Here is a 26,607-nt window from a genome sequence, read left to right as displayed (position 1 = left end):
GAAAAGTAAAGAATATGGAATAAAGAATTGATCTTATTCCATTGCAATTGCGTCTGTTGGGCAGACGTCGACACATGCACCGCAGTCAAGGCATTCGCTTGCTTCTACGATCGCAATGTTGTCTCCGTTAAGTGTAATTGCCTCTGCTGGGCACTCATCTATACATGTTCCACAACCGACACATTCATCGACAGTAATAATTGCTACCATTTGTTTTACGCTCCTTACATTGCATAACAATGCGCTGTTTATTTTGTATGTTTATCTACAATATTTCAGTAGAACTCTACACCCTATCATAACAGAAGTGGGATAAAAAGGTATCGTTATCTGTTTGAAACAAAGGAGCCTGCACTCTATTGCTGAACGATCTTCAATTTCATATCCGGGCTAATATATGGCCTGGATAACGCATAATTATTCATGATATTATACTGACAATGAATATATTAGAGTAATTAAGATCAATTTATATAGTTGCTATCAAAATTCAGGCTGTGGAAAAACAGATCTTGGATGTATGGGTCAACAGAGAAGCAATATCGCCGATAATTGGAGTGATCCTGATGCTCCTGCTTACTGTTCTATTGGCAGGGATAACTGTGTCAGCGGTGTATGGAGATGATATGGTATCTTCTTTGAAGGAAGCTCCGATGGCTTCAATTGAAGTGGAACATGTGGACGGCGGTCTCCCCAAATATCCAACCTATGTAGGATATAAAAAGAATTTCCTGTATCTCGATCATATGGGTGGTGATCCTTTACCAGCAGATTCCATACGTCTCATTATATCAGGAGATGGCAGTAGTTATTCAGGTGTATTTGGATCTGGTACGACACTATACGGTGATCTGATAATTACTTACGATGACCTGATGTTCGAAGGGAAGATACCTAAATATGCTTCAAGGAATCCCTGTCTTTCAGATGGTGTTTGGTCAACAGGTGAATCTCTTGTACTCAATGGCGACGACAGTATCAATGGTACTTCTGCGTCTTCTGTATATGTCAGTATCAATGGAATTACTGAAACATCCAATAACTATGGTCTGGAAGAGGACACCTGGATAACTGTGAAGATATTCGATAAGGATACTCAGCGTATTATCTCCGAGTCTGAATGCTATGTATCTCTGGTAAAGTGAGGATGGAGAGTATCAAAACCGTTTAAGTAATGTGAGGTCATAGGTACTGCAATGAGCGGCAAGACCGGATACATGAGATATTTCCCAAAGGATACCTGCTACCCGAATCAGCAGGATGCGATGGATAAGATCCATGCTTCTCTCATAAACAAGGAGATCATACTTTTTGAAGGGGCATGTGGCACAGGTAAGACCCTGAGTGCTCTGGCACCTTCTCTTAATGTGGCAAAACAACTCCAGAAGACAGTTATCATAGCCACGAATGTCCATCAGCAGATGGTACAGTTCATCAATGAGGCCCGGGAGATAAAGCAGACCAACGAGCTCAAGGCAGTGGTTCTCAAAGGCAAGGCCACAATGTGTCCCAGTGAGACCGACTATGAGGAATGCAGGCTCAAGAGGGAGAACACTTTCGAGCTCATGGAGACCGAAAGGGAGCTCATTCTCAAGAAACAGGAGATGAAGTCCGCTTTTGAGAACTACAAGAAGTCAAAGGACACGGCACTTATAGCTCTGAGGGATGCCCTTTCAAAGGAACTCGATGTTGCTGAGGAAAAGTCGAAAGAGCTTCGTAAGCGCTCATGTGATTATCTCTATGAGGTGCTGCGTTATGATGGCGAGGCTTTCAGGCAGTGGCTGTTCGAGGATGTACGCAGTCCTGAGGAAGTGAACGAGTATGCGGTCCAGAAAGGGATGTGCGGGTATGAGCTGTTGAAACGTGAGCTCAAGAATGCTGAACTGGTGATCTGCAATTTCCATCATGTACTTAATTCTGATATATTCATGACCGTGCTCAACTGGCTGGAAAAAGAGCCACAGGATGTAATAGTCATCTTTGACGAAGCACATAATATAGAATCCGCCGCAAGGTCACATTCATCTATTACTATCACAGAGCATACATTGGAGAAGGCAATTGCAGAGATCGAGGCGAATCTCGATCAGATGCCTGATGGCGGTATCCATAATCTATTGAAAATGCTCAACAATGTGATGAAAGATATCTATAATTCACGTTTCAAGTTCGGCGAGCGCGAACGGGTTGGAAGGCACTGGTATGATATGCGTATCAGTGATCCCTATGAGCGCAACGACATGGTGGGAGGAAAATTCCTTAAACTGGCAAAGGACGCAGGTTTCGGTGACGAGCCGGAGATCCAGAAAGTCCTTTCAGAAGCAAGTGCATTTGGTGCAATGCTCGATGAGAACTATCGTGAGCAGTACAAGAAAGGTCTCACCGGTGTCCTCAAGCGTTCACATATAAAGTATGCAGCAGATTTCCTTTCATCATATCTGGTATTATCTAACAATCTGAACTATTATCCGGTCCTTAATGTAAGGCGCGATATGAACGACGAGATCTATGGCCGAATAGAGCTTTTCACATGTATTCCTAAGAATGTGACAGAACCTCTCTTCGATTCGGTCTTTTCTGCCGTGTTAATGTCAGCAACGCTGCGTCCGTTCGATATGGTCAAGTCCACGCTGGGGATATCAAGGACCACCTGCGAGCTTTCCTATGCGACATCTTTCCCGGAGGACAGAAGGTTGACACTTTCGGTCTCAGTACCTCCGCTCTTTGCAAAGACAAGGGATGATCCGCAGACCCTGCAGGCTATTGAAGAGGTCCTGTTCGATGCTGTGGAACAGTCACAGGGGAATGTCATCATCTTCTTCCAGAGTTCCTTTGAAGCCAGACGTTATTACAGTAAGCTCGATTCCAGAGTAGATGCACCTGTTTTCCTTGACGAGGTGGGTGTCTCATCCCAGGAGGTCAGGGAGGATTTCTTCAGGGTAGGCGAAGCAGGCGGAAAAGCTGTGCTGGTCTCATATCTATGGGGAACTCTTAGTGAAGGCATCGATTATCGTGACGGAAGAGGCAGGACCGTCATCATAGTAGGCGTTGGTTATCCGGCCCTTAATGACAGGATGAATGCGGTGGAGTCTGCCTATGATCATACTTTTGGTTATGGTGCAGGATGGGAATTCGCTGTTCAGGTACCAACTATCCGCAAGATCCGACAGGCAATGGGCAGGGTCGTACGCTCACCTGTTGATTACGGTGTCAGGATCCTTCTTGACGGACGTTTCACCACTGAGGCTCCCAGGAAGTTTGGAAAATTCTCTGTATTTGAGATGTTCCCTGAGGATGAGAGAGATGAATTCATCGATGTGGAGCCTGAAAAGGTGAAGTATTCCTTGATGAACTTCTTCCAGGATAATGCAGAATGATCATGCTATATTCAACTCTATAAGCATCCATACTTTCCAATTTTTATAGGGGCTACTTCTTTATATTTTGATGACTCTCTCTTTTTAGGAAAGAATATTACCAATGAAGGTAAATCTATTCTTAAGGGGTTTTAGTAATGGCACTTGAAGACCTGATGAAAGAAGTATCTGCAGAACTTGAAAGATTAGTGAGCACAAAGACCGTTGTCGGGGAGGCTATGGTCGTAGGGGAGACCACCATCATCCCTGTCACCAAGGTATCATTCGGCTTTGGTACCGGCGGTGGAGAGGGCAAGAAGAAAGGCGAAGAAGAAGGCTTCGGTGGTGGCGGTGGAGCAGGTGCAAAGATAGAACCTGTGGCATTCATCGTGATCTCACCAGATGGCACTAAACTGATGACCTTATCCGGCCAGACCGATTTCGGGAAAATACTCGAATCCGTACCCGGACTGATCGAAAAGGTCAAGTCAATGAAGAAGTCAAAGAAGAATGAAAGCTGCGAAGAAGTTTCAGAACCCTGTGAAGGGGAAGATGTACCATCTGAAGACTGATCCTTTCATTTTTATTTTCGGTCCTGCATGGAGCAGCTATGCTATCTGTCTTAGCAGGGATACTGCTTCTTATCGTACTTGCAGTCCTGTTAGTCCTGATCGTCGCAATTGATATTGTCTTTGAGGCAAAGGGTTCCGGTGTTTCCGTCGAACATAGTGTTACTGTTCACTGGCTCTTCTTCTCTCGCATCGTAAGCCCTTCAGAGGATGATGGGTCTGATGATGATATTCCTGAGGAATTTAAAGAGGCGGAGCAGTTCGTGACCGAGCGTGTGACTGCACATTTTCAGGGCAAAGGGTCGGAGAAGAAGGAAAAGAAAAAGAGAACTGATATGTCCTATTCGGAGATGTTGCAGGCTTTCAGGCAACTAAGGTCTCCTGTCATTCGATTGTTAAAGGGGCTTATCTATGCCATGCGGATACCTTATGCGAATATCAATGTTGCCTATGGGTTCCCTGATCCTGCATACACCGGAATGGCCTATGGCTATGTTCATGCGCTCAAAGGCTATCTTGCCCGCCATTCCAATAATATGGATCTACAACTTGTGCCTGATTTTCAGGAGACCCGATTTGATCTTGACATGTCGGGAACTGTCCGTATAAGATTGTATCGATTCATTCCTGTAATTCTTCTATTCATCCTTAACAGGAATGTCCTGCGTTTCTCATGGAAACTTCTGATGAATAAAAGGGCTGGCAGATCCAAAGGACCAAGTGTTAATCTTTAATAGTATGTGTCACTGATAATCCATGACATGATCATTATTAAGTCCCCATCAAGGCTTCATCTTACTCTTATCGATCTGAATGCCCAGCTTGGCAGGGTGGATGGAGGCGCCGGTATCTCTCTGGATTCCCCTCATGTTGTGATATCAGCAGAGGAATCAGATACTATTGAGGTGGTGGGTGACTCATTCCTTGCTGAGAGGATGATAAATGCTGTGAAGCAGGTACTTCCTGAAGGCGAGGGTATAAGCCTTAAGATCGAAGAGGATATGCTGGCACACGTTGGTTTTGGTTCCGGTACACAGGCGGCGCTTTCTGCTGCTGCGGCTGTGAACGAACTATATGATCTTGGTATGAGCGTAAGGGATCTTGCTATTGCCGTTGGACGTGGCGGTACTTCAGGGATCGGTGTGGCATCGTTTGAGATGGGCGGTTTCATCGTTGACGGCGGGCATAAGTTTAGTGATAAAGGTTCATTCTCTCCATCATCTGCAAGCAGAGCTGACCCGGCACCGGTTCTTTTCAGACATGATTTCCCGGATTGGGATATAGTTCTTGCATTGCCTGAAACCCAGGGTGCACACGATGCCAATGAGGTCGATATATTCCAGAAGGAGTGTCCAATACCTCTGAACGAGGTTCAGGAACTCTCCCATATCATTCTTATGAAAATGATGCCTGCGATAATGGAGCAGGACATCGAAGCATTTGGTTATTGTATCAATCACATACAGAATATCGGTTTCAAGAAACGAGAAGTAGCTCTCCAGCATCAGGTTGTGAAGGATGTTATGGCACTGATGCAGGATAATGGTGCCTATGGCGCTGGTATGAGCTCTTTCGGTCCGGCTGTCTATGGTATTGTTGATAATCATGAGGATGCTGCATATCTGCAGGAGGATGTGCAGGAACTCCTTGACAGGACAATAGGTGGCAAGGTTTTGGTAACAAAGGCGAACAACACAGGTGCAGAGATAAGGAGGGTCTGATATGACCGGTATGGAATTCACTGCATGGTTCGGTAAGATCGAACTGGATGAAGATGGTGAGATCAGGGATTGTGAGCTTTTTGATAAGAACCCTGAAAAGCTGGCTGAGCTTGTTGTTGAGCTGCATGATAATGTTCAGGCTGTTCCTCTGAAAAGGGCAGACCTCAGGGAAGCTGCACTGGAGAGTGGTTTTGTTGATCTTGATGAGGATTACGATATCCTTCTGAGAGATGTGTGTATCAGAGCTGCAAAGAGCCAGATATCCCAGACAGACACTGACGATTCAAGGATCATCCAGGCTGTTGAGGCGCTGGATGATATCGATAAGAATGTGAATGAACTCAGCGAGCGCCTGTTCGAGTGGTACGGAAGATATTTCCCGGAACTGGATATGACAGGTGAAGAGTTAGCAGTATTCGTTTCTGCCTATGGTTCCCGGGCAAATGTACCGGATGACCATGAGCTTTCACAGAAGGCATCACAGTCTATGGGTGCTGAACTCCTGTTCTCGGATGAGGAGCTTCTGAGGGCTTTTGCGAAGAACATCTGCAGTCTGTATGATACCCGCAGGTACATCGAGAATTACATTAATACTAGCATGGGCTCGGTTGCACCGAACCTTTGTAATATCACAGGAGCATCACTTGGTGCCCGCCTTATGAGTATGGCAGGAAGTCTTCAGAAGCTGGCTGCCTTCCCATCCAGCACGGTGCAGGTGATAGGTGCGAACAGGGCGCTTTTCAAGCATCTGCGTTCCAAGGCTCCATCCCCGAAACATGGAATTATATTCAATAATCCTGCTATCAAGAATGCGCCCTGGTGGCAGAGAGGTAAACTTGCAAGGGCACTTGCTTCCAAGATAAGTCTGGCTGCAAGGACCGATTTCTACTCTGGTGAACTGGACCCATCCATCAAGGAAGCCCTTGAGAAGAAGCTGGAAAGCATAAGACAGGCCAATCCGAATCCTCCTGAGAGGAAGCCAGAGGATAAGCCACAGGGCAAAGGCGGCAAGGGTGGCAAGCGTAAGTACAGAGGAAAAGGCAAAGGAAAGAATACTGGAGGTAAACGCTAATGCCGGTAAGAGAATTATCCAGCGGTATCTATGAACTGGATATCGATGACAGGAAGATGCTTGCAACTAAGAATATCATGCCCGGCCTGAGTGTCTACGGCGAGCGTCTCATAACTGATGATGATACGGAATACCGTCAGTGGGACCCCAGCAGAAGTAAGCTCGGAGCCATGGTGCTCAAGAACTTCGACATCCCTCTTGAGGCTGATTCCACAGTTCTCTATCTTGGTGCTGCTTCAGGAACAACTGTCAGCCACGTTTCCGATATACTGACAGACGGACTTGTCTATGCGGTTGAGTTCTCCCCACGTACCATGCGTGACCTTATCCAGCTCTGCGACCAGCGCCCGAACATCATACCTATCCTTGCTGATGCTAACAAACCCCAGTCCTACGCTCACATCGTAGAACAGGTGGATGTCATCTTCCAGGACGTTGCCCAGCCCAACCAGGCTGAGATCGCAGCGATCAATTCAAAGTACTTCTTAGAAGAACACGGTCATCTGATGCTCTCCATCAAGTCAAGGAGCATCGACACCGTAGCCAGCCCGAAAAAGATATTCAAGGAAGAGGTCCGCAAACTCGAAAGCGGCTTTGACATTGAGTTCGAGGTGCTGGAGAGGAAGGAACTTGATCCTTTCCACGAGGACCATCTGGGTCTTGTGGCAAAGATGTTTGTGGATGATGAGGAATGATTTAGATTTTTGATGACTGTGTTCTTTTCTCATCAAATTCTTTTTTTAATTTTCTGGACTCAACATGGGCAAGGTTTTCTAAATGACCGGAATCTTTTGCATAATTAGCTATTGCTTCTAGTTCACATAATATCTGTTCAGTTTCATCGTATGCTTCTCTTTTTAGTCCTTCCTTACCTATTTTGTAGAGTTGCATTACAATTTCTGATCCATATATTGCTTTAGTTTCTATAGCTACTTGTGACAGTAAGTCAAACTTGATTACTATTTCATCTGTTACATTCTCCATTTTTTCCCCAATACTATCTTGGCCTATTTTTCCAATTGCTTTTACACAATCTTTCGTAACAGAATACATCCTATTCTCGTATGCTTTTCCTCCGATTTTTCTAAAAGAATCAATTAAAAATTCAAGAATTAGTTTATTTTTCATTTCAATTGCTTTTGATGCATTTTGTTTCATGCTTAATATTAAATTGCAAATTGCATCTTCATTTTGTTTTTCAATTGCTAAGAATACAGCAGAAGATATGTGTTGAAATACAAAAGATGCTACTTCTTTTTCATCTCTTTCATCAATTCCCTCCGCAAAAAGATTATTTGTGCTTTCAGTGATTGCTTTCAGGCAGTTTCTTATTGATTCGTTATCATATTTCATTAGAGAACTATTCAAAATATCAATCAAGGGCTGTATTGGGTCGAGTTCATCAATCTTATTGTTTTCTGCGTAAATTGCTTTTAACAAATTCTCGTTTGTAATGTTCTTTGCTAATTCCATAATCAATGTTGAAGGCTTCAGCAAATCCAAAGTCTTCAACATATACGGCACCAGACAAACAAAAGCAAAGAACCCCATGAAGTAAGCCAAAAAAATAGCGTTCTCCATATAATTTCCTAAAATGCCAAGTCCAATGATCTTAGTTAATCCAAGTCCATAGAATATAGTAAAAATGTAGATGCAGAGAAGTATCCACATATCGGGGTTCCGTTTGTAGACATCAATTACCCTTGCAGAGTAGGATTGGGCTGCGAGCTGTACGGCTACGAGGCTGAGTGTGATAACTAAAGCGATGGTGGCGGCGAGACTCTGGACAAGGGCGCTGAGAAGATAGCGCTCGTTGTCGTAGTCTATGGCGTTGTTTGGGAATGTGAAATTTGGGAAAATGAAATTGAAGACTCCAAAAACGATAATGAATATCAAGGCTATGCTGAGAAATATACTAGCGTAGAACAGTGTTCTGTTAATCCACGCAGGTTTGTCGAAGAAATCTGTCAATTTATTTGGTAGCATGCCCACATAAAATAAACAGTTTCAATAAATAAAACAGTATTGAAATTAACAGGGAACTTATACATATTAAAAATAACATATAACTGAAAAACACTTTTCGAGATGAAAATGCCAGCCAAAAAAGATATTGATACTTACAGGAAAAAGCTCCATGAGATAATGCCAGAGCTGGAAGCAGAATACAATGTCAGTTACATAGGACTATTCGGTTCCTATGTACGTGGAGAGCACACTCTGGAAAGTGACCTTGATGTGCTGGTAGAATTTAGCAAAACTCCTACTATTTTCAGGTTCGTTCATCTTGAGAACTATCTTTCTGATTCTCTTGGAATTAAGGTCGATCTTGTAATGAAAGATGCACTAAAGCCGAATATTGGGAAGTACATACTGAATGAAGTTGAAGCTGTTTGAGGTGTTAGAATTCGGGACATAAAGGACTATGTGCAGGATATCTATAATGCCATGGAATCAGCGGAAGACTTTGTAAGTAACTACTCATTCGATGATTTTATTGAGGACACAAAGACACAGTATGCTGTTATAAGAGCATTGGAAATTATCGGCGAGGCAGCAAAGAACGTTCCAGATGATATCAGACAACAGTATCCTACTGTCCCGTGGAAAGATCTGGCAGGCATCAGGGACAAGTTGATACATGCTTATTTTGGTGTAAATCTCGAAGTTGTATGGCTTAGTGTGAAAGAAGGTATTCCCGAAGCAAAACCTGTAATAGAGGATTTATTGAGGGAATTGAATTCATAGTATCTTCACTTCTTCTTTCAGGATTCTATCCCGTATAAGAGGGCTTATGGAATCATAGGTGATGACCTCAATTTTCCTGTGAGACTCCCGTTCAAGTTCCATCTCTAATCTGGAAAGGTCAAAAAGGCTTTTCCTGCTCTTGAAGCTTACAAGAATATCGATGTCACTGTCATCTCTTGCTTCGTTCCTTGCAAACGAGCCAAAGATACCTGCTTTATCAACATCATTTCGAATGAGTATCGGAAGAATAGTCTGCTTATATTCATCTATCTGATTTTCTTTTTTAGCAGAATTCATATTCGCAACAATATTATTTATCATTCTTATTAAGTTTCATGTAACATTCATTCTCACAAAAAACTATTCTATTATCTATACACAACAACCGTTCCAACCATCATATCGTATAGTCCCTGTCTCTTTTTGGAGAAAATGATTGTCAGGTATCCGATTCCATAAGCTAATGTTGTAATTAATTTACTAATATGTCTCATGAAGGCTTTTGCAAAAGAGATCCTATTTCCTTCCAGGTCTGTCACTATAATGCCCATTACATCTTTTCCAAAAGTGGCCTGACCGACTGAACTTTCCATAAGCGCAAAATAGAACAAAGTAAGAACAATGTCAATTACATAAAACAATAGGTCGATCCAGTTAAACAAGTCTTTATATAATTCATAATAAGGAGGAGTTATGTCACATACAATAGGTGCAATGAAAGCAATGATCATAAAACCGATCATTGTCAATAAAACCTCGTCTATAATAAAAGCAACAGTCCTTCTCCCAAAACCTGCATACATTGATTGATCAGGTTGCATTGAAGACTCTATTTTTTGTTCCGGGTCGCAGTTTTTGCACTCTGTTGCAGATTCTTCATTTTGTTCTTCACATTCAGGACAATAGCTATACATCAAACCACGTCAACTAAATGGCGTGCATCTACTTTAAAATTTTTATTTGTAATTCATTTTTATTTTGCATCAGAGTGTAATACTTTAATATGATCTTAGATCTGATGAACAAAACAAAAGCTACCATCATTATTCCAGTATCAAAACCTTTATTTACTCTCTGCTCAAATATGAGATTCTACTCAAATATGAGATTGAAGTGGTAGGTCAATGTACACAACAAAGTCCCTCAAGAAACTGGCACTGCTCGGTGCGATAGGTAAGCCTCTGAAGATATCTTCAACAGAGTTCATGCATCACATATCCGCCAGTTCCAAGACCGCTGCAAGGGTGCTCAAACAGCTTGAGGAAGATGGTTACATCTCAAGACAACTCGTAGCAGGTGGACAGATGGTTCACCTCACGGAAGCAGGTGTAGGGCTTCTCAAAAATGAGTATGCTGACTATCAGCAGATATTCTGCAAGGACCATCTTGACCTTGAACTCTACGGAGAGGTCATAACAGGTCTTGGAGAAGGACAGTATTACATTGCAAAGGACGGTTACATGTCCCAGTTCAGGGACAAGCTCGATTTCAACCCATTCCCCGGAACGCTCAATGTTCGTCTCAACGATGAGAGTGCTCAAATACGTGACAACATGGACTTCATGGAACCTCTTATCATCCACGGTTTCAATGATGGAGAGCGAAGTTTCGGTGGTGGGAAATGCTATCATATTGAGATCGAAGGCATAAAGAGTGCAGTCATCATACCGGACAGGACACATTATCCGGCAGACCTCCTTGAGATAATCGCACCAGTAAAACTGCGTGAAGTTCTCAAGCTAAACGATGGTGACGAAGTGAAGATAGTGGTGAAGAACCCACAAAAATGCAAGTGATGATCGGGAAGTATCAGTGATGAGTGAATGTGATAATATGGATTCAAGTGCAAAAGCATACAGTAAGAATATACAGAAGGCGATCAAGGCTCTCCAGAGAGGTGAGATGATCCTGCTTTTCGATCTCGAAGGTCGTGAGGCTGAGACTGATTTCACTATCGCTGCAAACGCTGTGACACCTGAGGATGTCAGGTGGATGCGCAAGGATGCAGGCGGACTGATCTGTGTAGCTCTTGATTCCGAAGCTTCTGAAGAACTTGGTCTTCCTTTCATGGCAGATGTAATGAGGGAAGCTACCCAGTGCAGTACAGCACTCCACAAGATCGTGGAAAAGGGTGGAGACCTCAAATACGATTCACGTTCATCTTTCTCTATCTGGGTAAATCACAGGGACACACGTACCGGTATTCCAGACAACGACAGAGCACTTACCATCAACAAGCTTGGTGAGATCGTTGACAGGACCCTCGCAGGTGAAGAGGTACATTTCGGCAGTGAGTTCAGAACTCCAGGGCATGTTGCAACCCTCCGTGCTGCAAAGGGACTTGTCCATGAACGCATGGGACAAACAGAACTTTCTATTGCTCTGGCGAAGATCGCAGGCATCACTCCTGTAATGGTAGTATGCGAGATGCTGGATGATGAGAATGGCAGAGCTCTTGAAAAGACCGATGCTAAGCAGTATGGTAAGGACAATGACCTTGTCTTTGTAGAAGGTGAGGAAGTCGTCGAGGCTTATGATATCTGGCTGAGCTCTCAATGAGAGCAATATTTTTCTCTTTTTCTAGTTGATCTTTTTTTTTCTTTTTGGACATAGTGGCAACTATGCAAGATCATTTAGAAATGTTTATTAACTGCGTGAACTTTTAGCAGCCACTGTAAATTATTTGCAATGCATGTTGCTTACGTGGTGGTATTATTAGATATATTTTAAAAATGAGTTCACTTCTATTTCTCCTGTTACTTTCTTTCGTAACCGGGACAGTATGTGCTTCGACAAATGGTCCACTGGAAGAACAGTGGAATATGACATTCGACGAAGAAGATGATAACTATGTATCCAATGTTATGATAACAGGGTCAGGAAACTATCTTGTTGCAGGAACAATGGGTATCAGTGCTATAAATACTGATAATGACGCTTTTTTGTATAATATTGGTCCAAATGGTACTCTTATCTGGAGTTCAGTGTTCGGAGGAGAGCAAGCTGACCAATTTACTGAAATTATAGATGTCAAAGATGGTGGCTATGTTGCAGTAGGAAATACTTTCTCATATAGTCCATCTGGTGTATCTGCATGGATGGTCAAAGTTGATCAAAATGGTGATGAACTATGGAACAAAACTTTCTTTGATGGTTCGTACTCTTTTGCCTACTCAGCTCAACAAACTTCTGATGAAGGTTTTGTCCTTGTGGGAATCTATAACGCATGGTCACCACTTGCAATGATATTGAAAACAGATTCTGAAGGTGTTGAAGAATGGTCAAAGACCTTTGGGTTAGGTGGACTTTACAATTATGATAATTTCCAGTCAGTTAAAGAAACGCCTGATGGGGGTTTTATTATGGCTGGAAACACGTTGTCCTATAGTTCAAGCAGACTGACAGATGGGTGGCTGGTAAAAGTAGATTCCAATGGTGATGAATTATGGAACAGGACCTTTGGTGATGTGGATATAGATGTTTTGTCATCGGTGTTTGTCACTTCCGGTGGGGAGTATATTGCTGTAGGTAAAAGCAAGCTATACGGTGAATCCCTTTTTAATGGGATTATTGTAAAAACAGATTCAAATGGTACTATCTTATGGGAAAAAAGGTACTTTGAAGGCTCAGACTCATCTTTTAATTCCATCATGTCAGATACTGATGACAATTACATTGTAGGTGGAGCTGTGGGTCAGGTCCCGGATGGATCAGTGACTGCTTCTTTCGGAGTTGATAGGTATGATGCTGTATTACTGAAAATAGATGGAGATGGTGAAGAGATATGGAATCAAACATACGATGGATATTATTCCTCATCTTTTAATTCAATTGCAGGTTCCAATGGACTCTATGTAGCTGCAGGAGATGAACGTTCTTATGAGGTCAATGAAAAAGATGGTCTTATAGTCCTCTATACTGATCCGGAACTACAGGAGGAGGAAGTCACAGAAGATGAAACCTCTTCTCAAACAACTGAAGAAAAAAGTCCGCTTTCCCTCACCGTAACTCTGGCAAGCATTGGTCTATCATTCTTTGCTCTAAGGAAACGTCTGTGAATTAAAACAGGGATATTCCCTGTTCCTTTTTTTAGAACATAGATCCTGTTCTCGGAAACACTAAAATACTGTAATGTCTATTTTACAACAATCCTGCGGGACTGTAGGGTAGCCTGGTCCATCCTGTTAGGCTGGGGGTCTAGCGACTGGAGTTCAAATCTCCGCAGTCCCACCAACTTCTCTGTTCACTTGATCCATGAGGTATTACACGTAGTGTCATACCTCTTCTCGCGCTCCAGAAGCGTCATCTGGGTTGCAGATCTCCGCAGTCCCACCAACTTCTCTGTTCACTTGATCCATGAGGTATTACACGTAGTGTCATACCTCTTCTCGCGCTCCAGAAGCGTCATCTGGTTGCAGATCTTCTCATCATATCAATTTGTATCTTTCTATTTTGGGTGTAATAATGGCTAATGGTCATGATTTGTGCAACAATTAAGAACTTACATATACTATGCATCATATATACAATTGTTGAAATATTTGTATCAGAAGTCTATTGATACTTAAACTATCACTTGTGGATAGCATTTGTAATAATCTATGCAATAATATGTAATGAGTATAAAGTACGTTTTTTAAATTGACGGAGAGGGTATATTTGATAAAAGAGCAAGCTAAGCGCAATAAACTGTTCTTACTATTAGGAATAGTTCTAATTATTGTTTTATTTTCAGTTATCTCGGCAAGTGGTGCTATAGCCATTTCCGGGAATGGTGTAAAGACAGACTATGGTTCGAACATAACAGAACATTCGATAAACTCGTCTTTGAACTTCACTGCAAATGACAGTGTGTCTATCACATCATTGAATCTAACTTTCCCAACAGGCATAACTTTTGATAATTCAAGTGCCTCCAATTATGATCTTACAGGTTTTGAGAACGTCTCTGCTGATAATGTGTCTTTCAGTGGCAACGTATTGACGATCTCTAACGGGAGCAACATAATAGTTCCTGCAGGAATTGATTTTTCCATGAACTTACATGGTGCGAACCTTACATACACGTGGGGTTCCCTTACCAACACGACCTATTCCTTCAATCTTAATACAAGTGCAACACCATCCGATGTAACTATCTATCTGACCATCGAGGGTGAACCATCAGTAACTGCCGTGAATTACACACAATCTCCTCAGACGTGGGTAAAGAACGGTACAACTCTTTATTTCAATGCATCAATTACCGATTCAGCCTCAGGTGTCAAGAATGCAACTGTTGACATCACTTCTGTTAATGCAAGTGCCGGAGTGATCAACCTTGACCTATTCTCCAATTACTGGATCAACAGTTCATTCATGGTAAATGCTGCCGATGGTCAGCATGACCTGCCTATCACTTCATATGATAATGTATCCCATGTGAACAACAGTGTCAATTTTACTGTCTGGGTAGATAACACCGAACCAACGGTCACGTTGAACACATTCGGAGATACTCCTTCATGGGTCAACAATGGGACAACTATCACTTTGAACGCCACTGTAGATGATGGCTCAGGCTCTGGTATTCTCTCTGTCTCTGTCGATGGAAGCAATGTGAATGACTCTTTAGGTTCGGTATCCCTATCATCATCTGGCGGATACTGGATAAATGATACGATTATTATAGGTACCAGTACACAGGGTTCCGTTGCTGTGCCTGTTACGGCCACAGATAACGTGAGCAATGTGAACAACAGTGTCAGTTTCAATGTATGGGTGGACAATGTGGCACCTGCTGTTACTGCAATATCCCCGGTTATCTCGGACCCATGGGTCAACAACGGTTCTGCGATAACTTTGAATGTCAGTGCGGTTGACCTCGGCGGTTCAAATGCAAGTAACATAAGCAGTGTGACAGTTGATGTGTCATCTGTCAATGCAAGTGCAACAGCTATACTTACCAATTCTGCCGGTGACTACTGGACCAACAGTTCACTTACCGTTGCTGCTCCTTCAGAAGGAAACATTGATCTGGTGGTAACTGCCGTAGACAATGCAAGCAATACTAATAATAGTGTAAATCTGACATTGAATGTTGACAACACCGCTCCGGTAGTGAACAATGCAGTCGTCTCTTATCCATCCGGTTATTCCGCAGTTAACAGTGGTGGTACAGTTCTTTTGAACCTCACAGCAACCGATGCAACATCTGGTTTGAACGCTTCTTCGGTGCAGGTCAATGTCTCCGGTCTTAACAGTTCCCTCACATGGGAAACACTCAGCTCAGCAGGTGGTGACAACTTCACATTATCTGTTATCGTTGACAATTCCAGCACCGGAACTGTTCTTGTGCCGGTAAGTGTCTCTGACAATGCTACCAATGTCAACACCAGCCAGACAATCTCAGTGGTCCTTGATAATTCCGCACCACTGGTCATCGGTATCTCTCCTGATGGTACCGGCTGGCTTATCAATGGCTCTACCCTTGACATCAACGTATCCAGTACCGATGTCGGTTCTGCTGGAATGGGCAGTGTGACTGTGGATACCTCTGATGCTTCAGCCACCAGTACTGCGATCCTGACCAATTCCGTTGGTGATTACTGGACCAACAGCTCACTTACGATCTTGACATCAAACGAAGGAACTATCAACCTCACTGTCAGTTCCTCTGATAATCTCAGTAATGTGAATACCAGTGTCAATCTTTCAGTGCAGGTAGACAATACTGCTCCAGTATTCACCAATACCGAAGCTGTTTATCAGGCTGGTATGAATGCTGTCAGTGATGGCGGTACTGTTGTACTGAACGTAACTGTGACCGATGTCCTCTCCGGCATCAATGCTTCTTCTTTAGAGGTCAATGCTTCCGGTCTTAACAGTTCACTTGATTGGGAATCTTTCACTGCAGCAGGTGGTGATGACTACACACTCTCTGTTATCGTTAACAATTCAAGTTCAGGGACAGTCATCCTACCAGTAAGGGCATCCGATAACGCAACCAATATGAACTCCAGTGGTTCCATATCAGTTGTCATCGACAATGACGGTCCATCCGTGGTCGCAGTTTCCCCAATAGGCTCCCAATGGTTCAGGGATGGTGATACACTTGACCTGAACGCCACCATTAACGATCTAACATCAGGTGTAAAGAATGCTACTGTGAATGTCTCTGCTGTGAATGCCTCGACATTTGCAATACTTGACAACATTGCAGGTGACAGCTGGGTCAATAGTTCACTTACGATCGTTGCATCTTCCGAAGGAACTATTGGTCTTCCTGTGCTGGCCTATGACAACGCAAGCAACCTGAACAGCTCGGTGAACCTTACAATTAAGATCGACAACACCGCTCCTATAGTGAGCAATGCAGTTGCTTCTTATCCGTCCGGTTATTCCGTAGTAAACAGTGGTGGCACAGTTCTTTTGAACCTCAGTGCAACTGAAACCCTTTCAGGTATCAATTCCTCTTCAGTGCAGGTCAATGTCTCCGGTCTTAACAGTTCCCTAACGTGGGAAACACTCAGTTCAGCAGGTGGTGACAACTTCACATTATCTGTTCTCGTTGACAATTCCAGCACCGGAACTGTTCTTCTGCCGGTAAGTGTCTCTGACAATGCCACCAATGTCAATACCAGTCAGAGCATTTCAGTGGTCCTTGATAATTCCGCACCACTGGTTACTGGTATCTCTCCTGATGGTACCAGTTGGCTTATCAATGGCTCTACCCTTGACATCAACGTATCCAGTACCGATGTTGGCTCTGCCGGAATGGGTAGTGTAACTGTGGATACCTCTGATGCTTCAGCCACCAGTACTGCGATCCTGACCAATTCCGTTGGTGATTACTGGACCAACAGCTCACTTACGATCTTGACATCAAACGAAGGGACTATCAACCTCACTGTCAGTTCCTCTGACAATCTCAGTAATGTGAATACCAGTGTCAATCTTTCAGTGAAAGTAGACAACACTGCTCCAGTGTTCACCAATACTGAAGCTGTTTATCAGGCTGGCATGAATGCCGTCAGTGATGGCGGTACTGTTGTACTGAACGTAACTGTTACCGATGTCCTCTCCGGTATCAATGCTTCTTCTGTAGAGGTCAATGCATCGGGTCTTAACAGTTCCCTTTCCTGGGAATCCTTCACTGCAGCAGGTGGCGATGACTATACACTCTCTGTTATCGTTAACAATTCGAGTTCAGGAACGGTCATCCTGCCAGTAAGGGCATCCGATAACGCAACCAATATGAACTCCAGTGGTTCCATATCAGTTGTTATCGACAATGTAGGACCAACTGTAACTCCGGTTTCCCCTACGGGTTCCCAGTGGTTCATGGATGGTGACACCCTTGACCTCAATGCTACTATAATCGATTCCGGAACAGGTGTCAATAATGCTACTGTCAATGTTTCTCTTGTGAATGCTTCATCACTGGCGATCCTTGAACATGCAGGAGGTAACTACTGGTTCAATGACTCGCTCATAATTGCAGCATCTGCAGAGGGAACGCTGAACCTTACTGTAGTGGCCTATGACAATGCAAGCAATGTGAATGACTCGGTGAACCTTACTATCAAGATAGACAACACCGAACCATTGATCTCCGCTGCTCAGACCGAATATCCGACAGGTTATACAGCAGTTAACAATGGCTCTGTCCTGACACTCAATGCAACAGTCTCTGACGGCAGTCTTTCAGGTGTTTCCACTGCCATGTCGGTCGATAATGTGAGCAGCATAAGTGCATATAGCTCTGTGATACTGGATCGTGTCTCATCCACCGACTACTGGGTGAATGACAGTGTTGTGATCGCAGGAGCCGATGGTACATATCTGCTCAATGTGACAGCAACGGATCAGGCAGGTAATGTCAATAACAGTGCATCAGCAACTTTTGAAGTGATAATTGACAACACCGACCCTGTATTCAATAATCTGACACTTAGCACCGAGACACCGACATCATATGGCGAAAGTATCGAGGTCACTGTGAATGTATCTGACAGTGGAAGCGGCATAAAGAGCGTTACTGCAGCCGGAACATCTCTTGTGGATCAGGGCAGTGACATATGGAACGGAACCATATCCGCAGCTTATGGAGCAAATACCGTGACAGTTATCGCAACGGATAATGCAAGTAACGCGGTCACCAACACAAGTCTTTCATACACCGGTCCTTCAGCACCAAGCTCCGATCCAGGAAGCAGTTCTGACGGTGGTTCATCTGTGACCCGGGAGATCCTCAATAATGCCAGAAGCACTTATGAGGGAGCTAAGATCGTAACTCAGGAATCTACCGGCAAGATACTTGGCGAACCTGTGAAGGTCATCTCTGTGGAGCTGACAAAGACAGAGGTTACAGGAGTTGAAGTGGAGTCCGATGTGGAAGTTGCAAAGATATCCGTATCCGTACAGAAACTTGACTCAAAGCCTGACAATATTCCGGGCGCTGCACCGGGCAAGGTTCACAGTTACCTGAACATCGAAGTAAGTGATATCGATGCTGAGAACATTGCAGGAGCCACCATTACCTTCAAGGTAGAGAAGACATGGCTTGAGCAGAATGGAATATCAACAGACGATGTCGTACTTTCTCACTATGCAGGAAGCGCCTGGGAGCAGCTTGAGACATCTGTTTCAGATGATGATGGTGAATACGTGTACTATGTTGCTAAGACACCGGGATTCTCTACATTTGCAATAAGCACCCGTTCGGACAGCGAAGAGACCTATGTAACCTCAGAGGATAGTACGACAGGTACAGGTGAGATGGCAGATGATACTGATGAAATGCCTGTGGAAGAAGAAACACCTGACACACCAGGATTTGAAATGATATTCGGAATTCTTGGTGTTTCTCTGGTAGCAGCTTTGTTGCGTCCAAAGAACAGGAATGAATGAAGGTTTAAAACCTTCATTTCTTTTTTATTTTTTGATCAAAAAAGGGTCAACACAATATTATCCGTTCTACTTATTCTTTGAATATTGTGTATGTTCTGTATTGTGTTGTGGTTACGGGATCAATATCTCATCAATAGCATGGATGATTCCATTGCTACATTCAATATCAGCTTCAATGATATTTGCAGTATCGACCTTGATCCCATTCTTCACAGCAATCTTTAGTTTGTTACCGCTGATCGTCTCAAGTTCTGTGAGCTCGGCAAGTTCTTTTGTGGTGTATTTTCCTTCAACGATGTGATAATTGATTATTCCCAGAAGGTAGCCATGGTCATCAAATGATTCATCGATGACCTCGTCAGGTATAGGCTCAAAAGCCGACTCCACCGGTGCAAAGATGGTGAACGGACCTTCGTTGCTGTATTTGTTGACGAGCTTGAGCTTCTCTGCCGCTTTCATAAGGGTTGGAAAAGAACCCTTCTCTTTTGCTGTTGTTATCAGATCCTTTACTTCGGTCATCTTTGATACTCCCGTAATATAGCTCTATATCTTTCATTGTTAAAATACTGTTTGCATACAATGCACAAAACCCAGTCCCAGTCGTAATCATTAATACCAAGTCTTTCCAACTTTCTTAAAGGTGGTCTCTAATAGTTCCAATAATTGTAGCAAAGGACCTGCAGAAGTCATTCAAATCCCTGCTGGCGGTCAACAACATAAGCTTCAGCATTGATGAAGGTGAAGTGTTCGGTTTTCTTGGTCCCAACGGGGCAGGTAAGACAACTACCATGCGGATGATACAATGCGTTTCTCCGGTATCAGGCGGTAGTCTTGATGTATTGGGCATGGATGTAGCCAGCAGGCAGCGGGAGATAAAATCCCAGATGGGTGTAGTTCCACAGGAGAACAATCTTGATGGTGATTTCACTGTCTATGAGAATCTACTTGTATATTCACGGTACTTCGATATTCCGAAGGATGAGGCTGAAAGAAGAGTAGAGGAATTACTGGATTTTGTTCATCTTCAGGAGAAGAAGGATGTGATGACAGAGAGCCTGTCCGGTGGAATGAAACGCAGACTTGTTCTTGCAAGGGCGCTGATAAATCGTCCACGTCTTCTGATACTCGATGAACCAACAGTTGGACTCGACCCGCAGGCACGTCATCTTATATGGGAAAAGCTTCGAAGTCTTAAAAAGCAGGGTGTGACCATAGTCCTGACCTCACATTATCTTGATGAGGTGGAGAAACTCTGTGACAGGCTGGTGGTGATGGACAATGGTAAGATCCTGGTCGAAGGAAGTCCTGCTGGTGTGATAGAGGAGTTCATTGGTTCGAATATCATAGAGGCAGAGAATAACCCGCAACTTCTGGAATGTCTGCGGGAAAGGGATGCCAACTACGAGATAATCGGAGATATGGTACATATCTATCCTGACAATGCCATGGAACTTTCCGAGTATCTGCTCATGGAATGTTCCCTTACGAAGATAAGTGCAAGACCGGCAACCCTTGAGGACGTATTCCTGAAACTGACCGGAAGGAGTCTGAGAGAATGAAGCTGGTGGATCACTTCAGGATACCTTCTGTTAGTTCCAGATCCTATAAGGTCTGGCAGAGGAACAAGGATGTTTTCATGAAGGACATAAAACTGAACTTCCTTCCTCCTTTCCTTGAACCCATATTGTACCTGATAGCTCTTGGTTTTGGTCTCGGGAAGTTCGTGGAGAGCATCGACGGTGTCCCTTATGCAAAGTTCATAGCACCTGCACTGATAGCGGTGTCAGTGATGTATGCTTCATTTTTTGAGTGCAGTTACAGCTCCTACGTCAGGATGTACTATCAGAAGACATTCGATGCGATAATCGCAACCCCTCTCACTATTGAAGATGTCATAGCAGGTGAACTTATGTGGGGTGCCACAAGGAGCATGATAAACGCCACTGTGATGATCCCGGTTATAGCTCTTTTCGGACTGATCGACATGAAATATTCACTTCTGATAATTCCTTTCGCATTCCTAGGTGGTCTGCTATTTGCAGCCATAGGCATGTGCTTCACTGCTGTCACTCCAAATATCATGTCCATCAATTATCCGGTACTGTTGTTCATTACTCCGATGTTCCTTTTCAGTGGAACGTTCTTCCCGCTCAGCGCACTTCCTGTTCCAATTCAGTATTTTGCAATTGCTTTCCTGCCTCTGACACATATCGTGAATGTCATAAGGTTGCTTTCATTCGGAGTGCTTAGTACATCCATACTTTTCGATGTTGCATGGGTTCTGGTGGTAACTGCGATCCTTCTGGTACTTTCGATAAACCTGATGAAGAAGAGATTGGTGGTCTGAGGCAGCCAGAAGTCATACATTTTTGTCTTTCAGGGTGCATCGATACTGATATATTATTATATTATGCGTGACGATAGTTTGATAAAACAGATGGTCGATTGGTGTAGCAATGAAAAGATACTTTTTCCTCATGCTGTGTATTCTGGGTCTGGTTGTGTTTGCAGGCGGCTGTATAGATGATCTTGTACCAGTGGACAATGAGGTCACCCTGCAGGAATTATCTGCATATGAGTTCGATGTTTTCCTCAACAATAGTTATGAAGAGGATGCGTTCATCCCTACTCATACGTTCTATCTTTCGAAGAACGGCTCTGCAAAGGTTGTTTCGATCATTGAGAACGAGACTGTGATCGATATTATTCCATTGGAAGACCTGAGCACTTCACAGACCGAACCTGTGGCAAATATCGTAATACTCGGGGATCTGGCCAACCAGACCGAGCCAACAAAGGAAGTATTTGCAGCTCTTTCTGTTAGAGAAGAAGCATCAGATATCAATTATACCGTGTCTGATGATGTTATTAGCGGGCAGAAGCATGTATTCATCACATTCGAAGAGCCGATCACTGGGTTTGTAGCCTACACAATGTCAACGCCAGCGGGACAGGACTTCATGTATATCACAACACCACCGTCAGTTGTTCGTTTCGTACTGCCGGAAGGGTACACCACAGGTAATTCCCTGGTAGGAAAGGTCAAACCATCTCCTGATGAGATATACTATGATGATATGGACCGTGAGAATCTCGTGTGGAAGAACGAGGTGACAACAAGCGGCTTCCTGAGCATGCTTGGCAGGTATTCACAGGAAGATGAGGAAGAGATCGACCCGATACCAAAGCTGATCACTGCAAAGTTCTACACAGAAAATGCTCCAAGGGATCTTTCAATTGCAGCAACGATCCTTGGTCTTATCGCACTGTTCGTTTATTCTAGGTACAGGAGAGAAAAGAAGAGACTGGAAAGTATCAGGAAGGATATCGAAAGTCAGGTAACTGTGCCTAAAAAGAAAGGAAAGGATTGATAATTCAAGGGTATTCGAATACCATTCCATCATAACCCAATGGGTATTCCTTGATGGCTTCTTCATGTGGTTTGAAGAAATGACTGAGGTGGGTGAAAACCACTTCTTTTGCTTTTATTTCCCTGGCAAGGTCGCTGGCTTCCTCGGTGTTCATGTGCTTTTTTACTTCTACTGTAGGCGGAACAATAGCATCTGCAATGAGAAGGTCCGGTTCCATGATCATCTCGATGCTCTTTTTTGGAATATCCCTTTGAGTGTCTCCGGTGATCACAACTTTAGTATCTCCATCTTTTATCATAACCCCAATTGACCTTTTTACAGGTGGATGGATAACTTCGAAAAGAGTGAATTCAAGTCCTATAAGCTCGAATGGTTCATACATTTCCTGCTTGTGCATCTTTGGACGAAGGAAATGAAGGTAATCAAGGATGTATTCAAGGGTTTCAGGCAGTCCGTAGACATCTACATTGTACTGGACCCTGTGGAATTCAGCAAAACCTGCAAAATGGTCGTAATGGCCGTGTGTCCAGATAACACCATCAATGTGCTTTGTTCCCTGTTTGAGTAACTGGTATCGAAGATCAGGCCCTGAATCTATGAGTACTGTCCCTTCAGATGATTCCACAAGGATAGCAAACCTTGTACGCTGGCTTTTACCACCTTTGTGAGCATCCTGGCATGTGGGACAATTACAGCCGATAACAGGAGTTCCGGTGGCATCTCCTGTTCCAAGAAGTGTGATCTTCATGAGTTGACCTGAAAGGACTATTCTTCGTATTCGTTGGTCTTGATGACAGCTCTTTCATCGAATGATGCCACTGCATTCAGCATATCCTTCTGCGTGAGCTCCATTCTTTCTGTCATAAGTGCGGTGAGCACACCTTCACGAATGACCATTCTCAGGTCGGATCCGCTGTAACCATGTGTGAGTGCTGCTATCTCTGCTGTGTCAAAGTCACCTTTGATCTCCTTTGTGACAATGTCGAGTATCTTCTTACGCATCTCTACATCAGGTAACGGGAACTTCATGATCTCATCAAAACGACGCCATGCTGCGGAGTCTAGCATCTTGGGGTGGTTGGTTGCAGCAAGAAGAAGCACTCCGTCAGTTGTAAGGCTTATATTGTCAATGGCCTTGAGAAGTGTGTTGACCGCTCTTTTGAGAGCTGCATGTTCATCGGATGAACGTGTCTTTGCCACGAAATCGAACTCATCGATAAAGAGAATGCATGGACTTAATTTCTTTGCCAGATTGAACACCCTGTCGATGTTCTTTGCTGTTTCTCCAAGGTACTGGTCCGTTATCATTGAAAGTCTGACCTCAACGAAAGGAATAGCCAGGTGTTCTGACATTGCCTTGGCAAGTGATGTCTTTCCGGTACCAGGTGGTCCTACCATGAGCACCTTACCAACATCATAGAGTCCGATGTGTTTCAGGTAATCTCTGTACTGGATGGCTTTGACTATCTTCTTTGTTTCCTCTTCCTGTTCGTGTGTGAGGACAAAGTCATTCATGCTCTGTGGTATATCTTCAGGTGCGCTGATCTGTGCCAGCTTGAGCATGTCAGTACCGCCTTCTTCCTTTTCGATATCAGCTATAAGGGATTCTATCCATTCCCTGTCGACCTCTTTTGGTCTTACTCTGGACCTGGCACTGGTGTAGTCTGCACCTTCGGTCTTCTTTTTCTCGTAAAAGAATGCAAGGACCGGATTGTGTGATATTCTGTCCCGTTTCTCATCCTTTTTCTGGAACCATTCTGCTCCTACGTCAAGTGCTGTGATCTTTGCAGAGAATTCCTGATCATCGATGTTCGCAAAGGGGAGTGCTCTGATCTTGCTGTCGAGCTTCTCTTCGCCAAGTATCTTCTCGACATCTGCCGCAGTAACTCTTATAGGTCTTGGAACATTTCTCTGATCCCGGCTCCAGTAATACTTACGTATATCTTTGGGCAGGTCACTTGCATCCATCTCTGAATATTTGTTATATATTTGTGCTGTCAGTAGCAGTTCCACAATATCAAGGGTTATATCGGACATAATCATACCAGGTCAAATCATTTTTAATCGAAAGCAAACCATTCAGACATTACATATTATACATCTTTTTAGATATATTTTTTGTATACTCTCAGTGAATATATTTACTGTTTTTGCAAAATAGTGGTCTCTACGTGTTTGCACATGTTTGTTCAGGACCACTTAAACGATCTTTATTGATCCTTTTGAGGGTGAGTAAACCTCACCTGCATGTAACAGTTTTTTCAGTATATCTTCAAAGCGCTCTTCATCCACATCCATGGCAATAGCAGCTTTTTTCAGATCATCGTGTGCCATCTTTCCGTTATTTGACGTGAGTATCTCAATGATGACCTCGTCAGGCTTCTTTTTCTTCTGGGTCTTTCTGTTGTCTATCAGACAAGCTGCCTTCTGATCGATCTCCTTGCCAAAGACCTGATGCTGTGGGGTCTCGTCCTCTGCCTCGCTTTTGGGTGTATATGTTCCGGTGTCAGCTATCTGCGCCTGTATCTGGGTTCTGACCGCGATGGCTTCATCAAGATTATCTGAGGAAAAGAAAAGGCGTAGTTTTCTTGTGTTCAGGATAGCATTACATCTCTGGCAGCGTGTTGTCTTTGAACTGCCTACTTCTATTATCTGTGCCTGCTTCCTGCATTTTGTGCATATAATAACGCCGTATGCCATCGGTAACTTTTTAGTATGTATCATATAAATAGTAACTCTCACTGATAATTGACAGGAGAACTGGTTGGAGAACATGAGCATCAGAAGAGCGCTGGAATCGGATATCTCTGATATCGTTGAGATAGAGAATTGTTCTTTTGAGGTTCCATGGCCTGATTTTCTTTTCAAGGCACACCTTAGCAATCCGGGATTCCTTGTCTATGAAGAGGATAAGGTGCTTGGTTATGCCATAGTCGCTTCTTCTGAGGATAAAAGAACAGCTCATCTCCAGAGCATTGCTGTTCACCGCGATCACAGGAGGCAGGGAATTGCCAGCAAGCTGCTTGAATGGTGTATCGATCTTGTGAGACTATATGGTTTCAACAGGATGACACTTGAGGTAAGAGAAAAGAATGTGAGTGCCCAGCTTTTCTATTCCAATAATGGTTTTGTGGTCGAGGGAAAAGTAGACGGCTATTATTTAGATGACAATGCCATTGTGATGGGCAAGGATATCTGATAAGTGTTATTTTCCAAATCGTCTCTGACGTTTCTGGAAGTCCCTTATTATCCTGAGCAGGTCGAGTTTTCTTACTTCATGCCAGTTGACATCTGTGAAGTAGTATTCAGAGTATATGGATTGCCATATCAGGAAATCGGAGAGATGTCTTCCTCCTGAACGGATGAAGACGTCTGGCTCGTGTTTGACCACAAGGCGGGATTCGATGGCATTCTCATCAATATCTTCAGGTCTCATGGTGCCTTCCTTCACCTTTTGCAGTATGTCCTTTACTGCTTTTGTGACCTCTTCACGCCCACCAAATCCTACGGATACATAGACCTGAAATCCATTCCCTTTTCGTTTGCAGCAGGGTTCACCATTCTCGCCGAATATATCGTAGCCGATCTGTTCAGGTGTTCTTTGCAGTATATCGTTAAGCTGTCCGGCAAGCTGTGCTATCATTTGTGAACGAAGTGGTTTTTCGGTGTCAAGGACATCAACGTAGATACTAACGATCTTGACATTGAGCTGCTTGCACCAGAGTATGTAATCCCTGAGCTTTTTGAGCCCGCCCTTTTGCAGCAGGTCAGCTTCGGATATCACAAGTGACATGTGTTCCGGGCTGGGATATTTCTTTATCTGCTGCAGCAGGTGTTTCTCATAGAGGGATGTGACAAAGCTCATGGTGGTCAGCGCTG

General features: G+C 43.6%; 26 protein-coding genes and 1 tRNA gene. 18 read left to right on the top strand and 9 right to left on the bottom strand.

Annotated elements, in window-relative coordinates; genetic code table 11:
* Positions 1-33 precede the first annotated feature (33 nt).
* Entirely contained in the window at positions 34-210 is a 177-nt protein-coding gene (locus BM008_RS06890) for a 4Fe-4S binding protein (RefSeq protein WP_091935226.1), read from the bottom strand.
* Positions 211-497: 287 nt separating this feature from the next.
* Between BM008_RS06890 and BM008_RS06885 the strand changes: the two genes are divergently transcribed.
* From BM008_RS06885 to BM008_RS06855, 7 genes are all read left to right on the top strand, one after another.
* Entirely contained in the window at positions 498-1,145 is a 648-nt protein-coding gene (locus BM008_RS06885) for a type IV pilin domain-containing protein (RefSeq protein ID WP_143072301.1), read from the top strand.
* Between the two features lie 51 nt (positions 1,146-1,196).
* Positions 1,197-3,377 (top strand): ATP-dependent DNA helicase, encoded by a 2,181-nt coding sequence (locus tag BM008_RS06880; RefSeq protein WP_091935220.1) that lies wholly within the window; start codon positions 1,197-1,199, stop codon positions 3,375-3,377.
* Positions 3,378-3,514: 137 nt separating this feature from the next.
* Positions 3,515-3,928 carry a GerW family sporulation protein gene (locus BM008_RS06875; protein ID WP_091935218.1) on the top strand — a complete coding sequence of 138 codons (414 nt, stop codon included), beginning with the start codon at positions 3,515-3,517 and terminating at the stop codon, positions 3,926-3,928.
* 38 nt (positions 3,929-3,966) lie between these two features.
* Entirely contained in the window at positions 3,967-4,659 is a 693-nt protein-coding gene (locus BM008_RS06870; RefSeq protein WP_091935215.1) for a DUF2953 domain-containing protein, read from the top strand.
* 27 nt (positions 4,660-4,686) lie between these two features.
* Entirely contained in the window at positions 4,687-5,646 is a 960-nt protein-coding gene (locus BM008_RS06865; protein WP_091935650.1) for a beta-ribofuranosylaminobenzene 5'-phosphate synthase, read from the top strand.
* Between the two features lies 1 nt (position 5,647).
* A complete protein-coding gene (locus BM008_RS06860) occupies positions 5,648-6,718 on the top strand; it encodes an NOP5/NOP56 family protein (RefSeq protein WP_342707568.1) in 1,071 nt (356 codons plus the stop codon).
* Positions 6,718-7,413 (top strand): fibrillarin-like rRNA/tRNA 2'-O-methyltransferase, encoded by a 696-nt coding sequence (locus tag BM008_RS06855; RefSeq protein WP_091935212.1) that lies wholly within the window; start codon positions 6,718-6,720, stop codon positions 7,411-7,413. Before BM008_RS06860 ends, BM008_RS06855 begins: the two co-directional genes overlap by 1 nt.
* A 1-nt stretch (position 7,414) precedes the next feature.
* On the opposite strand, the gene BM008_RS06850 is transcribed toward BM008_RS06855, so the two are convergent.
* Entirely contained in the window at positions 7,415-8,704 is a 1,290-nt protein-coding gene (locus BM008_RS06850; RefSeq protein WP_091935209.1) for a DUF2254 family protein, read from the bottom strand.
* Positions 8,705-8,806: 102 nt separating this feature from the next.
* On the opposite strand from BM008_RS06850, the gene BM008_RS06845 reads away from it, so the two are divergent.
* The gene (locus tag BM008_RS06845; protein WP_394328916.1) at positions 8,807-9,115 is read left to right on the top strand and encodes a nucleotidyltransferase family protein; all 309 of its coding nucleotides are present in this window, start codon (positions 8,807-8,809) and stop codon (positions 9,113-9,115) included.
* A gap of 51 nt (positions 9,116-9,166) precedes the next feature.
* On the top strand, positions 9,167-9,466 hold the full coding sequence (locus tag BM008_RS06840) for a HepT-like ribonuclease domain-containing protein (RefSeq protein ID WP_091935644.1): 300 nt from the start codon (positions 9,167-9,169) through the stop codon (positions 9,464-9,466).
* Here the strand turns inward: BM008_RS06840 and BM008_RS06835 are convergent.
* Complete coding sequence (locus BM008_RS06835) at positions 9,461-9,763, bottom strand: nucleotidyltransferase family protein (RefSeq protein ID WP_091935640.1); 303 nt, start codon at positions 9,761-9,763, stop codon at positions 9,461-9,463. The two genes, BM008_RS06840 and BM008_RS06835, sit on opposite strands and share 6 nt — an antisense overlap.
* A gap of 71 nt (positions 9,764-9,834) precedes the next feature.
* Complete coding sequence (locus BM008_RS06830; protein WP_091935204.1) at positions 9,835-10,380, bottom strand: RDD family protein; 546 nt, start codon at positions 10,378-10,380, stop codon at positions 9,835-9,837.
* A gap of 210 nt (positions 10,381-10,590) precedes the next feature.
* Here BM008_RS06830 and BM008_RS06825 point away from each other — a divergent pair, with 210 nt between their 5' ends.
* The 5 genes from BM008_RS06825 to BM008_RS06805 all read left to right on the top strand — a co-directional run bounded on the left by BM008_RS06825 (position 10,591) and on the right by BM008_RS06805 (position 19,357).
* Entirely contained in the window at positions 10,591-11,262 is a 672-nt protein-coding gene (locus BM008_RS06825; protein ID WP_091935201.1) for a winged helix-turn-helix domain-containing protein/riboflavin kinase, read from the top strand.
* 19 nt (positions 11,263-11,281) lie between these two features.
* Positions 11,282-12,025, top strand: a complete 744-nt coding sequence (gene ribB / locus BM008_RS06820) for a 3,4-dihydroxy-2-butanone-4-phosphate synthase (RefSeq protein WP_394328915.1) — start codon at positions 11,282-11,284, stop codon at positions 12,023-12,025.
* Positions 12,026-12,198: 173 nt separating this feature from the next.
* A complete protein-coding gene (locus tag BM008_RS06815; protein WP_091935199.1) occupies positions 12,199-13,524 on the top strand; it encodes a PQQ-binding-like beta-propeller repeat protein in 1,326 nt (441 codons plus the stop codon).
* 97 nt (positions 13,525-13,621) lie between these two features.
* Positions 13,622-13,699: transfer RNA gene (locus BM008_RS06810), tRNA-Pro, on the top strand.
* A gap of 426 nt (positions 13,700-14,125) precedes the next feature.
* Positions 14,126-19,357: a PGF-pre-PGF domain-containing protein gene (locus BM008_RS06805; protein ID WP_143072300.1), complete on the top strand. Its 5,232-nt coding sequence runs from the start codon at positions 14,126-14,128 to the stop codon at positions 19,355-19,357.
* 111 nt (positions 19,358-19,468) lie between these two features.
* On the opposite strand, the gene BM008_RS06800 is transcribed toward BM008_RS06805, so the two are convergent.
* The gene (locus tag BM008_RS06800; RefSeq protein ID WP_091935193.1) at positions 19,469-19,876 is read right to left on the bottom strand and encodes a fasciclin domain-containing protein; all 408 of its coding nucleotides are present in this window, start codon (positions 19,874-19,876) and stop codon (positions 19,469-19,471) included.
* A gap of 131 nt (positions 19,877-20,007) precedes the next feature.
* Between BM008_RS06800 and BM008_RS06795 the strand changes: the two genes are divergently transcribed.
* The 3 genes from BM008_RS06795 to BM008_RS06785 all read left to right on the top strand — a co-directional run bounded on the left by BM008_RS06795 (position 20,008) and on the right by BM008_RS06785 (position 22,728).
* Positions 20,008-20,916 (top strand): ABC transporter ATP-binding protein, encoded by a 909-nt coding sequence (locus BM008_RS06795; protein WP_177188010.1) that lies wholly within the window; start codon positions 20,008-20,010, stop codon positions 20,914-20,916.
* Entirely contained in the window at positions 20,913-21,704 is a 792-nt protein-coding gene (locus BM008_RS06790; RefSeq protein WP_091935187.1) for an ABC transporter permease, read from the top strand. The genes BM008_RS06795 and BM008_RS06790 overlap by 4 nt, the downstream gene beginning before the upstream one ends.
* A 109-nt stretch (positions 21,705-21,813) precedes the next feature.
* On the top strand, positions 21,814-22,728 hold the full coding sequence (locus BM008_RS06785; RefSeq protein WP_091935184.1) for a DUF5803 family protein: 915 nt from the start codon (positions 21,814-21,816) through the stop codon (positions 22,726-22,728).
* Between the two features lie 4 nt (positions 22,729-22,732).
* Here BM008_RS06785 and BM008_RS06780 read toward each other — a convergent pair whose 3' ends face one another.
* From BM008_RS06780 to BM008_RS06770, 3 genes are all read right to left on the bottom strand, one after another.
* The gene (locus tag BM008_RS06780) at positions 22,733-23,476 is read right to left on the bottom strand and encodes an MBL fold metallo-hydrolase (RefSeq protein WP_091935182.1); all 744 of its coding nucleotides are present in this window, start codon (positions 23,474-23,476) and stop codon (positions 22,733-22,735) included.
* Positions 23,477-23,493: 17 nt separating this feature from the next.
* Positions 23,494-24,765 (bottom strand): ATP-binding protein, encoded by a 1,272-nt coding sequence (locus tag BM008_RS06775; protein WP_091935178.1) that lies wholly within the window; start codon positions 24,763-24,765, stop codon positions 23,494-23,496.
* Positions 24,766-24,927: 162 nt separating this feature from the next.
* Positions 24,928-25,428, bottom strand: coding sequence for a DUF5817 domain-containing protein (locus BM008_RS06770; protein WP_091935175.1), 501 nt, complete (start codon positions 25,426-25,428; stop codon positions 24,928-24,930).
* Between the two features lie 73 nt (positions 25,429-25,501).
* Here BM008_RS06770 and rimI point away from each other — a divergent pair, with 73 nt between their 5' ends.
* Entirely contained in the window at positions 25,502-25,927 is a 426-nt protein-coding gene (gene rimI / locus BM008_RS06765; protein ID WP_091935634.1) for a ribosomal protein S18-alanine N-acetyltransferase, read from the top strand.
* A gap of 6 nt (positions 25,928-25,933) precedes the next feature.
* Here rimI and BM008_RS06760 read toward each other — a convergent pair whose 3' ends face one another.
* Positions 25,934-26,593, bottom strand: a complete 660-nt coding sequence (locus BM008_RS06760) for an undecaprenyl diphosphate synthase family protein (RefSeq protein ID WP_177187995.1) — start codon at positions 26,591-26,593, stop codon at positions 25,934-25,936.
* Between the last annotated feature and the right edge of the window lie 14 nt (positions 26,594-26,607).

It is taken from the genome of Methanolobus profundi, assembly GCF_900114835.1.
Taxonomy (GTDB): Archaea; Halobacteriota; Methanosarcinia; order Methanosarcinales; family Methanosarcinaceae; genus Methanolobus; species Methanolobus profundi.
This window is presented reverse-complemented; position numbering and strand designations above follow the sequence as displayed.

Excerpts from the sequence above, each read along its gene's own strand:
- BM008_RS06825 (WP_091935201.1), top strand. The coding sequence starts at position 10,591 with ATGTACACAACAAAGTCCCTCAAGAAACTGGCACTGCTCGGTGCGATA.
- BM008_RS06860 (WP_342707568.1), top strand. The coding sequence starts at position 5,648 with ATGACCGGTATGGAATTCACTGCATGGTTCGGTAAGATCGAACTGGAT.
- BM008_RS06830 (WP_091935204.1), bottom strand. The coding sequence starts at position 10,380 with ATGTATAGCTATTGTCCTGAATGTGAAGAACAAAATGAAGAATCTGCA.
- BM008_RS06790 (WP_091935187.1), top strand. The coding sequence starts at position 20,913 with ATGAAGCTGGTGGATCACTTCAGGATACCTTCTGTTAGTTCCAGATCC.
- BM008_RS06780 (WP_091935182.1), bottom strand. The coding sequence starts at position 23,476 with ATGAAGATCACACTTCTTGGAACAGGAGATGCCACCGGAACTCCTGTT.
- BM008_RS06845 (WP_394328916.1), top strand. The coding sequence starts at position 8,807 with ATGAAAATGCCAGCCAAAAAAGATATTGATACTTACAGGAAAAAGCTC.
- rimI (WP_091935634.1), top strand. The coding sequence starts at position 25,502 with ATGAGCATCAGAAGAGCGCTGGAATCGGATATCTCTGATATCGTTGAG.
- BM008_RS06775 (WP_091935178.1), bottom strand. The coding sequence starts at position 24,765 with ATGTCCGATATAACCCTTGATATTGTGGAACTGCTACTGACAGCACAA.
- BM008_RS06770 (WP_091935175.1), bottom strand. The coding sequence starts at position 25,428 with ATGGCATACGGCGTTATTATATGCACAAAATGCAGGAAGCAGGCACAG.
- BM008_RS06785 (WP_091935184.1), top strand. The coding sequence starts at position 21,814 with ATGAAAAGATACTTTTTCCTCATGCTGTGTATTCTGGGTCTGGTTGTG.
- BM008_RS06840 (WP_091935644.1), top strand. The coding sequence starts at position 9,167 with ATGGAATCAGCGGAAGACTTTGTAAGTAACTACTCATTCGATGATTTT.
- BM008_RS06875 (WP_091935218.1), top strand. The coding sequence starts at position 3,515 with ATGGCACTTGAAGACCTGATGAAAGAAGTATCTGCAGAACTTGAAAGA.
- BM008_RS06865 (WP_091935650.1), top strand. The coding sequence starts at position 4,687 with ATGATCATTATTAAGTCCCCATCAAGGCTTCATCTTACTCTTATCGAT.
- BM008_RS06870 (WP_091935215.1), top strand. The coding sequence starts at position 3,967 with ATGCTATCTGTCTTAGCAGGGATACTGCTTCTTATCGTACTTGCAGTC.
- BM008_RS06800 (WP_091935193.1), bottom strand. The coding sequence starts at position 19,876 with ATGACCGAAGTAAAGGATCTGATAACAACAGCAAAAGAGAAGGGTTCT.
- BM008_RS06815 (WP_091935199.1), top strand. The coding sequence starts at position 12,199 with ATGAGTTCACTTCTATTTCTCCTGTTACTTTCTTTCGTAACCGGGACA.
- BM008_RS06890 (WP_091935226.1), bottom strand. The coding sequence starts at position 210 with ATGGTAGCAATTATTACTGTCGATGAATGTGTCGGTTGTGGAACATGT.
- BM008_RS06760 (WP_177187995.1), bottom strand. The coding sequence starts at position 26,593 with ATGAGCTTTGTCACATCCCTCTATGAGAAACACCTGCTGCAGCAGATA.
- BM008_RS06880 (WP_091935220.1), top strand. The coding sequence starts at position 1,197 with ATGAGCGGCAAGACCGGATACATGAGATATTTCCCAAAGGATACCTGC.
- ribB (WP_394328915.1), top strand. The coding sequence starts at position 11,282 with ATGAGTGAATGTGATAATATGGATTCAAGTGCAAAAGCATACAGTAAG.
- BM008_RS06855 (WP_091935212.1), top strand. The coding sequence starts at position 6,718 with ATGCCGGTAAGAGAATTATCCAGCGGTATCTATGAACTGGATATCGAT.
- BM008_RS06835 (WP_091935640.1), bottom strand. The coding sequence starts at position 9,763 with ATGAATTCTGCTAAAAAAGAAAATCAGATAGATGAATATAAGCAGACT.
- BM008_RS06850 (WP_091935209.1), bottom strand. The coding sequence starts at position 8,704 with ATGCTACCAAATAAATTGACAGATTTCTTCGACAAACCTGCGTGGATT.